General features: G+C 71.1%; 11 protein-coding genes and 1 riboswitch. Of the genes, 9 read left to right on the top strand and 2 right to left on the bottom strand.

The features are described 5' to 3' along the window. Positions 1–75: 75 nt before the first annotated feature. The 8 genes from SACTE_RS12675 (at position 76) to SACTE_RS12640 (ending at position 9,642) form a co-directional block, all read left to right on the top strand. Positions 76–1,104, top strand: coding sequence for a transglycosylase family protein (locus SACTE_RS12675; RefSeq protein ID WP_014046430.1), 1,029 nt, complete (start codon positions 76–78; stop codon positions 1,102–1,104). Positions 1,105–1,426: 322 nt separating this feature from the next. Continuing rightward, a riboswitch (cyclic di-AMP (ydaO/yuaA leader) is annotated at positions 1,427–1,564 on the top strand. Beyond that, positions 1,565–2,281: a transglycosylase family protein gene (locus SACTE_RS12670; RefSeq protein WP_014046429.1), complete on the top strand. Its 717-nt coding sequence runs from the start codon at positions 1,565–1,567 to the stop codon at positions 2,279–2,281. 298 nt (positions 2,282–2,579) lie between these two features. Beyond that, a complete protein-coding gene (gene eno, locus SACTE_RS12665) occupies positions 2,580–3,866 on the top strand; it encodes a phosphopyruvate hydratase (protein WP_014046428.1) in 1,287 nt (428 codons plus the stop codon). Between the two features lie 90 nt (positions 3,867–3,956). Next, a complete protein-coding gene (locus SACTE_RS12660; protein ID WP_014046427.1) occupies positions 3,957–4,427 on the top strand; it encodes a septum formation initiator family protein in 471 nt (156 codons plus the stop codon). Between the two features lie 58 nt (positions 4,428–4,485). Beyond that, a complete protein-coding gene (locus SACTE_RS12655; protein WP_014046426.1) occupies positions 4,486–5,019 on the top strand; it encodes a DUF501 domain-containing protein in 534 nt (177 codons plus the stop codon). 97 nt (positions 5,020–5,116) lie between these two features. After that, complete coding sequence (locus SACTE_RS12650) at positions 5,117–6,070, top strand: Ppx/GppA phosphatase family protein (protein ID WP_014046425.1); 954 nt, start codon at positions 5,117–5,119, stop codon at positions 6,068–6,070. Between the two features lie 517 nt (positions 6,071–6,587). Then, the gene (locus SACTE_RS12645) at positions 6,588–7,973 is read left to right on the top strand and encodes an NAD(P)/FAD-dependent oxidoreductase (RefSeq protein WP_014046424.1); all 1,386 of its coding nucleotides are present in this window, start codon (positions 6,588–6,590) and stop codon (positions 7,971–7,973) included. Between the two features lie 364 nt (positions 7,974–8,337). Further along, entirely contained in the window at positions 8,338–9,642 is a 1,305-nt protein-coding gene (locus SACTE_RS12640; RefSeq protein ID WP_014046423.1) for a cyclopropane-fatty-acyl-phospholipid synthase family protein, read from the top strand. Positions 9,643–9,738: 96 nt separating this feature from the next. Here the strand turns inward: SACTE_RS12640 and SACTE_RS12635 are convergent, their stop codons facing one another. Together SACTE_RS12635 and SACTE_RS12630 are read right to left on the bottom strand one after the other, a co-directional pair. Continuing rightward, positions 9,739–12,267 carry an ABC transporter permease gene (locus tag SACTE_RS12635; protein ID WP_014046422.1) on the bottom strand — a complete coding sequence of 843 codons (2,529 nt, stop codon included), beginning with the start codon at positions 12,265–12,267 and terminating at the stop codon, positions 9,739–9,741. A gap of 57 nt (positions 12,268–12,324) precedes the next feature. Beyond that, entirely contained in the window at positions 12,325–13,092 is a 768-nt protein-coding gene (locus tag SACTE_RS12630; RefSeq protein WP_014046421.1) for an ABC transporter ATP-binding protein, read from the bottom strand. Between the two features lie 272 nt (positions 13,093–13,364). Here SACTE_RS12630 and SACTE_RS12625 point away from each other — a divergent pair, with 272 nt between their 5' ends. Continuing rightward, positions 13,365–15,770 (top strand): glycoside hydrolase family 2 TIM barrel-domain containing protein, encoded by a 2,406-nt coding sequence (locus SACTE_RS12625; RefSeq protein WP_014046420.1) that lies wholly within the window; start codon positions 13,365–13,367, stop codon positions 15,768–15,770. The last annotated feature ends 180 nt before the right edge of the window (positions 15,771–15,950 follow it).

Below are 15,950 nucleotides of genomic sequence, written 5' to 3'. Positions count from 1 at the left end.
TGACACACGTTCGAGTGCCGCTAGGTTCACCGTTCGACCCACCCGTCACATGTCAGTCACACGGAAGGCAATCCCATGGGCTCCGCGAACGGCAGACACCGCCGCCCTCGCCAGGCACCGGCCATCGTCGTCACCGCCGGTGTGACGGGATCGGCCATCGCCATCCCGCTGCTCGGCGCGACCGGTGCGCACGCCGCCGACGCCTCGACCTGGGACCGCGTCGCCGAGTGCGAGAGCGGCGGTATGTGGAGCGCCGACCTCGGCAACGGCTCCTACGGCGGCCTGCAGTTCTCGCAGGACACCTGGATGGACTTCGGCGGCACGGCGTACGCGCCCCGCGCCGACCTCGCCAGCCGGTCGCAGCAGATAGCGGTCGCCGAGAAGGTCCTGGACGCCAAGGGCCCCCAGGCGTGGCCCAGCTGCGCGGTGATCTCCGGGCTTGTGGTGGACGGTGCCCTGCCGGGCGTCGACCCGGGCGGCGACACGGCGACCGAGGAGACGGCCACCCCCTCGCCCGAGGCCACGGACGGCGCGTCCGACGAGGCGTCGGACGGTTCGGAGGGCAAGGCGAAGGACAAGGCGACGGACGAACCGTCCGACGACGCGACGGGTTCGACGGACAAGGGCGGCACGGACGCGTCGGACGGGGCCGACGGGTCCACCGGCCGGGAGAACTCCGCCCCTTCGGCCTCCCCGTCCACCACCACCCCCTCGCCCGAGGCCACCGGGACCCCCGGCACCTCGCAGGGCACCCCGGGCGGCAAGCACCGCGGCGCGCCCGCCCCCGAGGCGGGTACGCCCGGCTCGGAGGAGACGGGCGGTCGCGAGGCCGGCCGGCACGCCTCCCGTGGCGACTCCGGGGCACGCGAGGGCGCCGGGACGGCAGCGGACGGCAGCTACACCGTCCAGGAGGGCGACAACCTCTGGGCGATCGCCGAGGCGCAGGAGCTGCCCGGCGGCTGGACCGCGCTCTACGCGGCCAACAAGGAGGAGGTGGGCTCCGATCCGGACCTGATCCTCCCCGGCCAGAGCCTCGACCTGACGCCCGCGGCCGACGCGGGTGACGCCTCCGCACAGGACGGTGCGGCCACCACCGGCAGCTGATCAAAAGCGGGAAAACACCCCGAAAACCGGGGTAGTTCAGAGGCCTATGTCCACTTATGCGTAAGTGAGACATGGGTCTCTTTGCCGTAACTGGCGCGCGCCGTCCGCCCGGTCCGTCCGTATCGGCTCCGACCTGCGGAAATGCCCGCTTCCGTCACTGCGCTACGGGCTGATTGCGCGTTATGTCCATCTTTGAATGTCGGGGTTGGGTGTGTTTACGGTCGGAGCCGCTCGCACCGCGGGCACCTTCGACCGTCACGCCGAATCCTGCCGTCGGCCGAAGGGGACAGACGCGCAAAGCGCCGTAGGCAGGAGCGGGGGACCCAGGTAAGTGCCGGACCAGGCCGTCGAAGGACGGACGGGGCCGGCTCGGGGTGAAGTCGCTCGCGGATGCGGGTGGCCGGGCAACTCACAGGCCCGAACCCGACAGCTCACCTCGTAGGCGTCGGTGAGGAGAACCATGCTGCTTTCGTCCAAGGGCAAGCACCGCCGTCCCTCCAAGGCCGTCCGTGTCGCCACCCTGGCCGGCGTCGCCGGTGCCGCCGTCGTCGTTCCGCTGATGGGTGCCACCGGCGCCTCGGCCGCTTCCGTCTCCACCTGGGACGCCGTCGCGCAGTGCGAGTCCGGTGGCAACTGGTCCATCAACACCGGCAACGGCTACTACGGCGGCCTGCAGTTCTCGCAGTCCAGCTGGGCTGCCGCCGGCGGTACGCAGTACGCGTCCCGTGCCGACCTGGCAACCAAGGAACAGCAGATAGCCACCGCCGAGAAGCTCCTCGCCCTGCAGGGCCCGGGCGCCTGGGCCTGCGCCGGTGCCGGCGGCCTGACGAACGACGGTGTGGACCCGGGCGTCGACACCGGCTCGAACTCCGGCTCCGCCTCCAGCTCCGCGAAGAACGGCGACTCGGCCCCGCAGGCCCAGCCGGAGCGCAAGGCCGAGCAGCCCACCACCCGCAGCGAGAAGCGCACGGCTCCCAAGGAGACCGTCACCACCCCGACCGGCGGCAAGGTCGAGAAGGGTGACGGCGAGTACAAGGTGAAGACCGGCGACACCCTGAGCAAGATCGCCGACGCGAAGAACGTCAAGGGCGGCTGGCAGAAGCTGTTCGAGCTGAACGACGACATCGTCGACAACGCCGACCTGATCTTCCCGGGTCAGCAGCTCCACCTGAAGTAGTCCTGGGCTCTCCTCCCCTCAGGGCGGCCCCCGGCCCGGCGCACCGACCCCCGTGTGCGCCGGGCCGGGGGCGCGTCCGCCCCGGGGCGCCGCCCCGGGGCCCGGGAGGGGGGCGTTCGACAGTTGTGGTTACCCGTCAGTAAATTTCTGAAGCTTTGCCCGGAATGCGGGCCCTTGGGTCCTTTTTCGTCCCAGGGGACGGGCGGCGGGCCGACGCAGCGGGCCGAGCCGGTTAGGCTCGTGTCGCAAGGCCACAGTGACCCTGCAGTCAGTGTCAGATCCCAGAAGGAGATGCCTCGTGCCGTCCATCGACGTCGTCGTAGCCAGGGAAATCCTCGACTCCCGGGGTAACCCCACGGTCGAGGTCGAGGTTGGTCTCGACGACGGCAGCACGGGACGTGCTGCTGTTCCGTCCGGCGCCTCCACCGGCGCGTTCGAGGCCATTGAGCTTCGTGACGGCGACCCCAACCGCTACCAGGGCAAGGGCGTCGAGAAGGCCGTCCTCGCCGTGATCGAGCAGATCGGCCCGGAGCTCGTCGGCTACGACGCCACCGAGCAGCGCCTCATCGACCAGGCCATGTTCGACCTGGACGCGACCGAGAACAAGGGCTCGCTCGGCGCCAACGCCATCCTCGGCGTCTCGCTGGCCGTGGCGCACGCCGCCTCCGAGGCCTCCGACCTCCCGCTGTTCCGCTACCTCGGCGGCCCGAACGCGCACCTGCTGCCCGTTCCGATGATGAACATCCTCAACGGCGGCTCGCACGCCGACTCCAACGTGGACATCCAGGAGTTCATGATCGCGCCGATCGGCGCCGAGTCGTTCTCCGAGGCCCTGCGCTGGGGCGCGGAGGTCTACCACACCCTGAAGAAGGTCCTCAAGACCAAGGGCCTGTCCACCGGCCTCGGCGACGAGGGCGGCTTCGCGCCGAACCTGGAGTCCAACCGCGCCGCCCTCGACCTCATCCTCGAGGCCGTGAAGGAGGCCGGTTACGTCCCCGGCCGCGACATCGCGCTGGCGCTGGACGTCGCCGCGTCCGAGTTCTACAAGGACGGCGTCTACGAGTTCGAGGGCAAGTCCCGCTCGGCCGCCGAGATGACCGAGTACTACGAGGAGCTCGTCTCCGCGTACCCGCTGGTCTCCATCGAGGACCCGCTGTACGAGGACGACTGGGCCGGCTGGAAGGTCATCACCGACAAGCTGGGCTCCAAGGTGCAGATCGTCGGCGACGACCTGTTCGTGACCAACCCCGAGCGCCTCTCCCGCGGCATCGAGGAGGGCTCGGCCAACGCCCTGCTCGTCAAGGTCAACCAGATCGGTTCGCTGACCGAGACCCTGGACGCCGTCGAGCTCGCCCAGCGCAACGGCTTCAAGTGCATGATGTCGCACCGCTCCGGTGAGACCGAGGACGTCACCATCGCCGACCTCGCCGTCGCCGTGAACTGCGGCCAGATCAAGACCGGCGCACCGGCCCGCTCGGACCGCGTCGCCAAGTACAACCAGCTGCTGCGCATCGAGGAGATCCTCGACGACGCCGCGGTCTACGCGGGCCGTTCGGCGTTCCCGCGCTTCCGTCACGAGGGCTGACAGCCGCCGGAGCCCTCAGCCTCCGTCCGTCCCCGCACTCGGTCCCGTACCGTGTGCGGGGACGGACGTGCGTAACGGGGAGCGTGAGAGATGGCCGGGAGGGACCGTGACCGGTTCTCCACCACGACCAGGCTGCGGTTGCTCGGCGAGCAGACCGCGGCCCGCGTCTACCGTTCCCAGAACCGCCGCCAGGACCGCCGCTCCCGGCTCACCGGCCGCGCCGCCTTCCTGGCGCTGATCGTCTGCTCCCTCGTGGTCGCGCTGGCGTACCCGATGCGGCAGTACATCTCCCAGCGCGACCAGATCTCCGAGCAGCAGCGGCTCGCCCGGGAGGCCCAGGAGCGGACCGAGGAACTGCGGGACGAGAAGGCGCGGCTCAAGGACGACGCCTACATCCGCCGCCTCGCCCGGGAGCACCTGCACTACGTGCTGCCCGGGGAGACCAGCTACACGGTGGTCGACCCGGACGCGGCCGACGACCGCCGGGGCGAACCGGGTGCGAGTGGCAAGCCCTGGCACTCCAACCTCTGGGACGGCGTCGACAGCGCGGACCGCGAGTGACCCGGCCCCGCAACGCACACCGATACATAACGACCGAACGATGACATTCAAGGCAGGCATGGACACGCCCCCTCCGCAGACCGAATCCACCGCGCCCACCGCTGCGGACGTCGCCGCGTTCGAGCAGCAGCTCGGCCGGCCGCCGCGCGGTCTGCGCGCCATCGCGCACCGCTGCCCGTGCGGCAACCCGGACGTGGTCGAGACGCAGCCCCGTCTGGAGGACGGCACGCCGTTCCCGACGACGTACTACCTGACGTGTCCGCGTGCCGCCTCCGCGATCGGCACGCTGGAGGCGAACGGTGTCATGAAGGAGATGACCGAGCGCCTGGCCACCGACCCGGAGCTGGCCGCGGCCTACCGGGCGGCGCACGAGGACTACCTCGCGCGCCGTGACGCCATCGAGGTGCTGGAGGGCTTCCCGAGCGCGGGCGGCATGCCGGACCGGGTCAAGTGCCTGCACGTCCTGGTCGGCCACTCGCTGGCGGCCGGGCCCGGGGTCAACCCGCTGGGCGACGAGGCCCTCGCGATGCTGCCCGAGTGGTGGGCGAAGGGCCCCTGCGTCACGCCGTGCGGCGAGAACGAACCGACCTGACGGGCCCGGGGGCGGCCGGGTGTCTTCCGGCCGCCCCGGACCCCGTCCGCCGGCCGTTCGACGGTCCGGCGTCCGTCCGACCACAGGAGCCAGCCCCATGACCCGCGTTGCCGCCATCGACTGCGGTACCAACTCCATCCGCCTGCTCGTCGCCGACGCCGACCCCGCCACCGGACGGCTCACGGACCTGGACCGGCGGATGGAGATCGTCCGGCTCGGCCAGGGCGTCGACCGCACCGGAAGGCTCGCCCCGGAGGCGCTGGAGCGCACCTTCGCCGCCTGCCGGGTGTACGCCGCCGCGATCGAGGAGCTGGGGGCGGAGAAGGTGCGGTTCGTCGCCACCTCGGCGTCCCGGGACGCCGAGAACAGCGACACCTTCGTCCAGGGCGTCCTCGACATCCTCGGCGTCGAGCCCGAGGTCGTCAGCGGCGACCAGGAGGCGCAGCTCTCCTTCTACGGCGCCACCAAGGAGCTCTCCGGCAGCGACCACCTGGAGCGCCCGTTCCTCGTCGTGGACATCGGCGGCGGCTCCACCGAGTTCGTCGTCGGCGACGACGAGGTCCGCGCGGCCCGGTCCGTGGACATCGGCTGCGTACGCATGACGGAGCGCCACCTGGTCCGGGACGGGGCCATGATCGACCCGCCCACGCCCGAGCGGGTCGACGCGATCCGCGCGGACATCGCCGCGGCCCTGGACCTGGCCGAGGAGACGGTGCCCCTCGCCGACGCGGCGACGCTCGTCGGCCTGGCGGGCACGGTCACCACGGTCGCCGCCGTCGCGCTCGGCCTGAAGGAGTACGACGGCGCGGCGATCCACCACTCCCGGATCTCCCTGGAGCAGGTCCGGGAGATCGCCGGGCGGCTCTGCGCCTCGACGCACGAGGAGCGCGCGGCGATCCCCGCGATACACCCCGGGCGGGTCGACGTGATCGCCTCGGGGGCGCTCGTCCTGCTCGCGGTGATGGAGCGGACGGGGGCCCGCGAGGTCGTCGTCAGCGAGCACGACATCCTGGACGGCATCGCCTGGCAGGCGGCGCTCGACGCCGAGTGACACGTCCCCCGTCGAGGGCGGCCGGAAGCCTCGGCTCCCGGCCGCCCGTCCGACGGTCGCCGTCCCGGTCGCGGCAGCGCGGGACGGGGTCCCCGGTGCGTGCTCATGCGCTTCCCCGCCTGCACTTTTGAGCTTCTTGAGCCCTCTCCGGGCCCTTCCGGAGAGGGCTTTCGCGAGCCCGCGCCGAGAAGTTCGTGAACTTCTTCACAAGAGATTCGGCCCCTCTGGGCGAAGTTCTGCCCCCGAGGGGCCGCCCGGGTCCTGCCTGAGGGTGCGCGCCGGTGCTGCGAGAAGGTTTCACGGGTGTGGCGCGTGTGTGTCCCGGGCGCCCGGTTCATCCGTCCCGGCGGCTCAAGGGCCAGCTCACAGGTGGTGCCCAACGTTCGCCGGGGCGCCATGGTTCCCCGGTGGAGTCATGACCTGGGTCACGTGGGCGGCGAAGTGTAGCAGAGGGTGGCCCCTACCTTGTGAAGGGGCTCACGAGCCCCGCCTCCGAGGGGGGTGGATACTCGATGGCATGAGCACCACGGAGCGTCCCAGGATCCTCGTTGTAGGCGGTGGGTACGTAGGCCTGTACGCAGCTCGTCGCATTCTGAAGAAGATGCGGTACGGGGAGGCGACCGTCACGGTCGTCGACCCTCGCTCGTACATGACGTACCAGCCCTTCCTCCCCGAAGCTGCTGCCGGCAGCATCTCGCCTCGGCATGTCGTCGTCCCGCTGCGACGCGTCCTGCCGAAGGCCGAGGTCCTCACCGGCCGCGTCACGACCATCGACCAGGACCGCAAGGTCGCCACCGTCGCGCCGCTCGTCGGCGAGGCGTACGAGCTGCCCTTCGACTACCTGGTCATCGCGATGGGCGCGGTCTCCCGCACCTTCCCGATCCCCGGCCTCGCCGAGCAGGGCATCGGCATGAAGGGCATCGAGGAGTCCATCGGTCTGCGCAACCACGTCCTCGAGCAGCTGGACAAGGCCGACTCGACGACCGACGAGGAAGTCCGCCGCAAGGCGCTGACCTTCGTCTTCGTGGGCGGTGGCTTCGCAGGTGCCGAGACCATCGGTGAGGTCGAGGACATGGCCCGCGACGCGGCCAAGTACTACTCCAGCGTGAAGCGCGAGGACATGCGCTTCATCCTGGTCGACGCCGCCGACAAGATCCTTCCCGAGGTCGGCCCGAAGCTGGGCGCCTACGGCAAGGAGCACCTGGAGAGCCGTGGCGTGGAGGTCTACCTCTCCACCTCCATGGACTCCTGCGTCGACGGTCACGTGGTGCTCAAGAACGGCCTCGAGGTCGACTCCGACACCATCGTGTGGACGGCCGGCGTGAAGCCGAACCCGGCGCTGGCCCGCTTCGGTCTGCCGCTCGGCCCCCGCGGTCACGTGGACACCTCCGAGAAGCTCCAGGTGCAGGGCACCGACTACATCTGGGCCGCCGGCGACAACGCCCAGGTCCCGGACATGGTCGGCCGCCGGGCCGGCAACCCCAACGCCTGGTGCCCGCCGAACGCCCAGCACGCGCTGCGTCAGGCCAAGGTCCTCGGTGACAACGTCATCTCCGGCATGCGGGGCTTCCCGCAGAAGGAGTACAGCCACGCCAACAAGGGTGCGGTCGCCGGTCTCGGCCTGCACAAGGGCGTCGCGATGATCGTCGTCGGCAAGATGAAGATCAAGGTCAAGGGCCGCCTCGCCTGGTACATGCACCGTGGTTACCACGGCATGGCGATGCCCACCTGGAACCGCAAGATCCGGATCTTCGCCGACTGGACGCTGGGGATGTTCCTCAAGCGCGAGGTCGTCTCGCTCGGCGCCATGGAGACGCCCCGCGAGGAGTTCTACGAGGCCGCCAAGCCGAGCCCGCCGCCGGCCGCCGCCAAGCCCGAGGGCGAGAAGGCCAAGGCCTCCTGACCCAGGCGTCCGGACCGGATCCCTTCCGGTCCGGAGGGACCGGATCCCTTCCGGTCCAAACGCCGCCCGTGGTACCCGTAAGCGTCGAAGGGGCCGTCCGCCATCCGTGGTGCGGACGGCCCCTTCGGCGTGCCCGGGGCGGTGTCCTTCCGGGGCACGCTCCGGAACCGCGCATTCCGCCGTCGAAATAAGTGGTGAGTGCAGCTATTTTGCCGTTCCGTTGCGTGCCGGCGGGATGGCACGTGGGCAGGATGGCGTTGTGCTGGATGCGGCTCGCCGGGGCGCCGAGGTGTCGCGGCGACGTTTTGGGCATGTTTATGCGAATTTAGGCACGTTGGGAAACACCACCACGGAGGTGTGCGCCATGGCAGACGCCGCGTCGCGGCTGACCGCTCTCGCCGAGGAGTTGCTGGGGGAACCCCTGCCGGTCCGGATCCGGGCCTGGGACGGCAGCGAATCCGGCCCCCCGGGCGCTCCCGTGCTCGTCCTGCGCCACCGCCGCGCCCTGCGCCGGCTGCTCTGGAAGCCCGGCGAACTGGGCCTGGCCCGCGCCTGGGTGGCCGGTGAGATCGACATCGACGGCGACCTGTACGCGGCCCTGGACGCCCTGGCCTCGCTGCTCTGGGAGCGCGGTGCCGACGCGAAGGACTCGCCCCACCCGGTCCGCGACCCGAGGGTACGGGCGTTCGCCAAGGGGCTGGTCCAGCTGGCCGGGCCCTGGCCGCCACCGCCTCCGCCCGCCGAGGAGGTCCGCCGCCGCACCGGTGCCCTGCACACCAAGCGCCGGGACAAGGAAGCCATCAGCCACCACTACGACGTGGGCAACGACTTCTACGCGATGGTCCTCGGCCCGTCCATGGTCTATTCCTGCGCCTACTGGCAGGAAGGTTCCACCTTGGAGGAGGCGCAGCGCGACAAGCTCGACCTGGTCTGCCGCAAGCTGGCCCTGAAGGAGGGCGACCGCCTGCTGGACGTCGGCTGCGGCTGGGGCTCGATGGCCATCCACGCCGCCCGCGAATACGGCGCCCAGGTCACCGGCGTCACCCTCTCCACCGAGCAGGCCGCCTTCGCCCGCAAGCGCATCGCCGAGGAGGGCCTGACCGACCGCATCGAGATCCGGGTCCAGGACTACCGGGACGTGCGCGACGGCCCGTACGACGCGATCTCCTCCATCGGGATGGCCGAACACGTCGGCTCGGTCCGCTTCCGCGAGTACGCCGACGACCTCTACGCGCTCCTGAGGCCCGGCGGCCGGCTGCTCAACCACCAGATCGCCCGCCGCCCCGAGAAGGACGAGTCGGCCTACCGGATCGACGAGTTCATCGACGCCTACGTCTTCCCCGACGGCGAACTCGCCCCGGTCGGCCGCACGTTGGCCACCCTGGAGGAGGCCGGCTTCGAGGCCCGGGACGTCGAGGCGATCCGCGAGCACTACGCCCTGACGCTGCGGCGGTGGGTCGCCAACCTGGAGAAGCACTGGGAGGAGGCGGTCCGGGCCACCTCGCCCGGACGCGCACGGGTCTGGCGGTTGTACATGGCCGCCTCCGCGCTCTCCTTCGAGCACAACAAGATCGGCGTCAACCAGGTCCTCGCGGTCAGACCGCAGGACGGCGGCCGTACCGGTATGCCGCTGCGCTCCCGCGCCTGGACGGCCTCGGCGGCGGACTGAGACCGGTCCGGACCGGCCCTCGAACGCACGAGCCGGTCCGGGAACGACACGAGGGCCGGTACCCCGCGGGGTACCGGCCCTCGCGCACGCCGCCGGTCATTCCGTCTTGATGGCCGTCAGCATGTTCAGCTTCGCGCCGCTGCGGGCCGGCCACAGCGAGGCCAGCACCCCCACCAGCCCCGCCAGGACCAGGAAGACCGCGAGCCGGTCCCACGGGACGACCAGGGCGTACCCCGGCACGTCGGAGGAGAGGCTCTCGCCGATCGCCCAGCCCAGGAACATGCCCAGGGCCACACCGACCACCGCTCCGAAGAGCGAGATGACCACGGCCTCCAGCCGGATCATGCGCTTGACCCGGCGCCGGTCCAGGCCGATCGCCCGCAGCATCCCGATCTCCTGCTGGCGCTCGAACACCGACATCGCCAGGGTGTTCACGACACCGAGGACCGCGATGACCAGGGCCATCGCCAGCAGCGCGTACATGATGTTCAGCGCCGTGTTCACGAAGCCGCCGAACGCGTCCCGGATGCCCTGACGGTCCATGATGCTCATCGCCGGGTTGTCGCCGAGCGCGTCGACCAGAGCCTGCTCGTTGGCGTTCGACTGGCCGCCGTCCATGGTCAGCCAGACGTCCTGGATGCCGGGGGAGTCCTCGTGCGGGTCGTTGGTGGCCTTGGAGATCAGGACCGAGGACAGGAGCTCGTTGCCCTCGTAGACCGCGCCGACCTTCAGGGTCTCCGTCTTCTCGTCCCCGAACTCGACCGGGACGCTGTCCCCGCTCTTCCAGCCGTGCGCCGTCGCGGTCTCCGCGTCGACGGCGATCGCGCCGTCGCCCAGGGAGGCCAGGGAGCCGGAGACCGTCTTCAGCGTGAAGACCTTCTCGACGTCGCCCGGAGTGACCGCGGAGGTCGAGACGCCCTCGCCGTCCACCGTGAGCCAGGTGGCCTGCTGGGGGGAGACGGCGGTGACGCCGTCCGCCTTCTCCAGGGCCGTCAGTGCCGACTCGTCGAGCGGGCGGCCGCTGGCCATCGAGACCATGTAGTCGGCCTTGATGTTGTCCGTCGTCATCTTGTCGACGGCCTGGCCCAGCGAGACACCCAGCACCGAGATGCCCGTGACCAGGGTGAGCCCGATCGCCAGGGCGGAGGCGGTGGCCCCGGTGCGCCGCGGGTTGCGGACCGCGTTCTGGGCGGCCAGCTTGCCGGAGACCCCGAACAGCTTGCGCAGCAGCGGGCGTACGAGGGCGATCACCGGCCGCGAGAGCAGCGGGATCAGCACGATGACACCGATCAGCGCCAGGAACGCGCCGGCCCCGATGAGCCACCGGCCGCTCTCCGAGCCCTGCACGGCACCCGCCACGATCGCCGCGGCGCCGAACAGGGTGAGCGCCCCGCCGATCGAGTTGCGCACGACCAGCGACTTGACGGTGGCCACCGCGTGGACGCTGCTCATCGCGGCCACCGGCGGGATCTTGGCGGCGCGGCGGGCCGGCAGCCAGGCGGCGAGCACGGTGATCAGCACGCCGACGGCGAACGCGGAGACGACCGCGGTGGGGGAGACGATCAGCGGCCCGGCCGGGATCTTCCCGCCGAACGCGCCCATCGCGGAGCGCAGTACGGTGGCGAGGCCCACGCCGAGGGCGAAGCCGATCACCGAGGCGATCAGGCCGACCACAGCGGCCTCCATCAGGACGGCCCACTTGACCTGCCGCCGTGAGGCGCCGACGGCGCGCATCAGGGCGAGTTCCCGGGTGCGCTGGGCGACCAGCATGGTGAAGGTGTTGGCGATCAGGAAGACGCCGACGAAGAGCGCGATGCCGGCGAAGACCAGCAGGATCGTGTTCAGGCCCTTGAGCCCCGCCTCGGTCTGCCGGGCCTCCTCCTTGGCGAGCGCCGCTCCCGTCCGGGCCGTGGCGTCCTCGGGCAGCAGGGGCGTCACGGCGTCCAGCAGTTGCTGGTCGGAGGTGCCGGGCTCGGCGGTGACGGTGACGTCCTTGAACTCACCGGGGCGCAGGAAGAGCTGCTGGGCGGTCTCGGTGTCGAAGAGGACCAGGCTGCCGCCCGCGTTGACCGCGCCGTCCTCGGTGGTGAAGACACCGGAGAGGGTGAACTCCTTCACCGGCCCGTTGGTGGCGACCCGGACCGGGTCACCGACGCGGTAGCTGCCCTTGGCCGCGGTCTCCCGGTCGAGGGCGACCTGGCCGGCCTCGGCCGGCCCGCCGCCGTCGGTGAACGTGTACTGGCGGTCCTTGCCGTCGGCGCCGGGCGCGAAGTTGGCACCGGTGTTGGACCAGCCGTTGCCGATGAGCTTGCCGTCCGGGTCGGCCACACCGGCGAAGCCGGAGACCCGGCCGGTGGCGTCGGCGACGCCGTCCAGGTCCTGGATCTTCTTCAGGGTGGACCGGTCGATGGCGGCGGTCTCCTCGTCGCCCCTCTCGGCCCAGGTCGTCACGGCGACGGCCACCTGGTCGTAGCTCTTCTTGGACTGGTTGCGGAAGGCGTTGCCGAGGGTGTCGGTGAAGACCAGGGTGCCGGAGACGAAGGCGACGCCGAGCATCACGGCGAGCACGGTCATCAGCAGCCTGGCCTTGTGCGCGAGAACGTTGCGCACAGCGGTACGGAGCATGTCGTCAATTCCTGGGAGGTGTTCGGGGGACGGAGGGGAGGGTCACCGGCCGGCCGGTCAGCTGGTGCGGCCCTTCGCGTCGAACGCCTTCATCCGGTCGAAGACCCCGTCGGCGGTGGGGCGGATCATCTGGTCGACGACCGCGCCGTCCGCCAGGAAGATCACACGGTCCGCGTAGGAGGCGGCGACGGCGTCGTGGGTCACCATCACCACGGTCTGGCCCAGCTCGCGCACCGAGTTGCGCAGGAAGCCGAGTACCTCGGCGCCGGAGCGGGAGTCGAGGTTCCCGGTCGGCTCGTCACCGAAGATGATCTCCGGCTGGGAGGCCAGGGCGCGGGCCACGGCCACGCGCTGCTGCTGGCCGCCGGAGAGTTCGGTCGGGCGGTGCTTGAGGCGCTCGGACAGACCCACCATGTCGATGACCTTCTGCAGCCACGCGGCGTCCGGCTTACGGCCGGCGATGTCCATGGGCAGGGTGATGTTCTCCATCGCCGTCAGGGTCGGCAGCAGGTTGAACGCCTGGAAGATGAAGCCGATCTTGTCCCGGCGCAACTGCGTGAGCTGCTTGTCCTTCAGCGTCCCGAGCTCGGTGTCACCGATGCGGACCGAGCCGCTGCTGAAGCTGTCGAGCCCGGCCACGCAGTGCATCAGCGTGGACTTGCCGGAGCCGGACGGGCCCATGATCGCGGTGAACTCGCCCTGGGGGAAGTCCACGGTCACCCGGTCCAGGGCGACCACCTGGGTCTCACCCTGGCCGTAGACCTTCGACAGCTCCGTGGCTCGGGCGGCGACCGCGGTGGTGCGGTGGACGGTGGTGGTGGTCACAGGGTCTCCTGGGTCGGAAGGCTCCGGGCGCTGCGTGGCCCGTTCGGGAACCACTCCATCGTCCCGTCCGTTTCCCACCCGGTCGTCAGTCCCCGTACCCGTTCCCGGGGCCCTCTTGAGTCGCACCGCCAGGGGTGCGGCGTACTCCTCGGGTATGACACCGACCCTGAGTGCGCCCTCCTCGGAGCCTGTCGGGCGGCCTTCGACCGGGCGACCGAGCCGGACCGCTTCGTCGCCCGCGCCCAGCTCCCCGCCCGCGGAAGGAACCTCACGTGAGCCTTCGCCACCTGCCCCTGCACGACGGCTGGACCCTGGTCGCCGACGGCCCCGTGCCCGTGGAGCTCCCCGCCGAGGGCGTCCCGGCGACCGTGCCCGGCTGCGTCCACACCGACCTGCTGGCCGCCGGGCTGATCGACGACCCCTATGTGGACGACAACGAGACACGCCTCGGCTGGATCGGCCGTACCGACTGGACCTACCGCACCGCCTTCGAATGGACCGAGGACGGGCACACGTCCACCGACCTGTGCTTCGACGGCCTCGACACCGTCGCCACCGTCCTGCTCAACGGCACCGAGATCGGCTCGACCGCCAACCAGCACCGGAGCCACCGCTACCCGGTCCGCCCGCTGCTGCGCGAGGGCACCAACACCGTCGACGTCCGCTTCACCGCCCCGTACACCTACGCCGAGGCGCTGCGCGAGAGGCTGGGCGACCGGCCGGGCGCGTACGCCGAGCCGTACGCCTTCATCCGCAAGGCGGCCTGCAACTTCGGCTGGGACTGGGGCCCGACCCTGGTCACCTCCGGCATCTGGCGCCCGGTCGCCCTGGAGTCCTGGAGCGGCCACCGCATCGCCTCCGTCAAGGTGCTGGGCGACCTCGACGAGGCCGGGGTGCCGCGCCTGGCCGTCACCCTGGACGTGGAGCGCGACGGCCGCGCGGCGGTGTCGGGCTCGGTCGAGGCGCTCGGCAGGTGCGCCGTCTTCATCGCCTCGCAGGACGAGGACCGCCTCTCGTTCACCCTCTCGGTCCCCGACGCCGAGGTCTGGTGGCCGCACAGCCACGGCGAGCAGCCCCTGTACGACGTCACCGTCCACCTCGGTGAGGACACCTGGAGAGGCAGGACCGGCTTCCGGGGCGTCACCCTGGAGCGCGAGGCGTTCCGGATCTCCGTCAACGGCGAGCCGGTCTTCGTACGAGGCGTGAACTGGATCCCGGACGACTGCTTCCCGGCCCGCCTCACCCGGCGGCGACTCTCCGACCGCCTGGACCAGGCCCTCGCCGCGAACGCCAACCTGATCCGCGTCTGGGGCGGCGGTCTCTACGAGAGCGACGACTTCTACGAACTCTGCGACGAGAAGGGGCTGCTGGTCTGGCAGGACTTCCCCTTCGCCTGCGCCGCCTACCCGGAGGAGCAGCCGCTGTACGACGAGGTGACCGCCGAGGTCCGCGAGAACCTCGTCCGGCTCGCCCCGCACCCCTCGCTGGTCCTGTGGTGCGGCAACAACGAGAACCTGGAGGGCCACGCCGACTGGGGCTGGCAGGAGCGACTGGACGGCCGCACCTGGGGGTACGGCTACTACCACGAGCTGCTGCCCGCCCTGTGCGCCGAGACGGACCCCACCCGCCCGTACTGGCCGGGCTCGCCCTACTCCGGCTCCCCGGAGCTCCCCCCGCAGGACCCCACCCGGGGCACGGTCCACCTCTGGGACGTGTGGAACCGGGTCGACTACCGCCACTACGCCGACACCGCCCACCGCTTCGTCGCCGAGTTCGGCTTCCAGGGGCCGCCCGCCTACGCCACCCTGCGCCGCGCCGTCAGCGGCACGCTCGCCCCGGACGCCCCGCTGCTCGCCCACCACCAGAAGGCCGAGGACGGCGACGCCAAACTGCTGCGCGGCCTGGGCGACCACCTCCCGCGGCCGGGGGACTTCGACGACTGGCACTGGCTCACCCAGCTCAACCAGGCCCGGGCCGTGGCCTTCGGCATCCGCCACTTCCGCTCGCACACCCCGTACTGCATGGGCGCGATCGTCTGGCAGCTCAACGACTGCTGGCCGGTGGTCTCCTGGGCCGCCGTGGACGGCGACGGCCGCCGCAAGCCCCTCTGGTACGCGCTGCGCCGGGTGTACGCGGACCGGCTGATGGTCGTGCGCGACGGCTCCCTGCACCTCGTCAACGACGCCTCCGGCCCCTGGGAGGGCACCCTGCGGCTGACCCGGCGGAGCCTGGACGGCACGGTGCTGGCCGAGGAGGCGACCGCGGTCACCACGGCGGCCCGCGGCATCACCCGGGTACCGCTGCCCGCGTCCGTCGCGGTGCCGGCGGACGGCACCCGCGAGGTGCTGGTCGCCGAGCTGGACGGTGTGCGGTCGGTGGAGTTCTACGAGGAGGACACCCGGCTCGCGCTGCCGTCGGCCGAGTACGACGTGACGGTCACCCAGGGTGACGGAACGGCTGCGGGATACCGGGTGACGGTGACCGCGCGGACGCTGCTGAGGGACCTCGCGCTCTTCCCCGACCGGCTGGACGCGGCGGCGGAGGTGGACGACATGCTCGTCACTCTGCTGCCCGGGGAGAGTGCCGTCCTCCATGTCACGGGAGCGGTTCTGGAGGACCCGGAAGCGCTCGCCGGGGCGCCCGTTCTGCGGTGCGTCAACGACGCCGTCGGAGGCTGAGGTGGCGGCCGCCTGGCGGACGGTGGTCCGCCCCTGGCGAATGCGCCGTACGGGTGCGGCGAGTTTCCGTCATTCCCGTTTGCCGTAGTTCGTGCCCATCGACCCGCCCGGGCATGTGCTGATGCGGTGGCCGGTGTCTGACGACCCCTCAAACGGTCAATAAAATAAGACAACATCGAG

This window comes from Streptomyces sp. SirexAA-E (genome assembly GCF_000177195.2).
Lineage (GTDB): Bacteria > Actinomycetota > Actinomycetes > Streptomycetales > Streptomycetaceae > Streptomyces > Streptomyces flavovirens.
Note: the sequence above shows the minus strand (reverse complement) of the source record. Positions and strands in the feature narration are given on the sequence as shown.

Bases quoted from the DNA above. Each gene is read 5' to 3' on its own strand.
- SACTE_RS12640 (WP_014046423.1), top strand. From the start codon at position 8,338: ATGGCAGACGCCGCGTCGCGGCTGACCGCTCTCGCCGAGGAGTTGCTG.
- SACTE_RS12645 (WP_014046424.1), top strand. From the start codon at position 6,588: ATGAGCACCACGGAGCGTCCCAGGATCCTCGTTGTAGGCGGTGGGTAC.
- SACTE_RS12675 (WP_014046430.1), top strand. From the start codon at position 76: ATGGGCTCCGCGAACGGCAGACACCGCCGCCCTCGCCAGGCACCGGCC.
- SACTE_RS12655 (WP_014046426.1), top strand. From the start codon at position 4,486: ATGGACACGCCCCCTCCGCAGACCGAATCCACCGCGCCCACCGCTGCG.
- SACTE_RS12650 (WP_014046425.1), top strand. From the start codon at position 5,117: ATGACCCGCGTTGCCGCCATCGACTGCGGTACCAACTCCATCCGCCTG.
- SACTE_RS12660 (WP_014046427.1), top strand. From the start codon at position 3,957: ATGGCCGGGAGGGACCGTGACCGGTTCTCCACCACGACCAGGCTGCGG.
- SACTE_RS12635 (WP_014046422.1), bottom strand. From the start codon at position 12,267: ATGCTCCGTACCGCTGTGCGCAACGTTCTCGCGCACAAGGCCAGGCTG.
- SACTE_RS12670 (WP_014046429.1), top strand. From the start codon at position 1,565: ATGCTGCTTTCGTCCAAGGGCAAGCACCGCCGTCCCTCCAAGGCCGTC.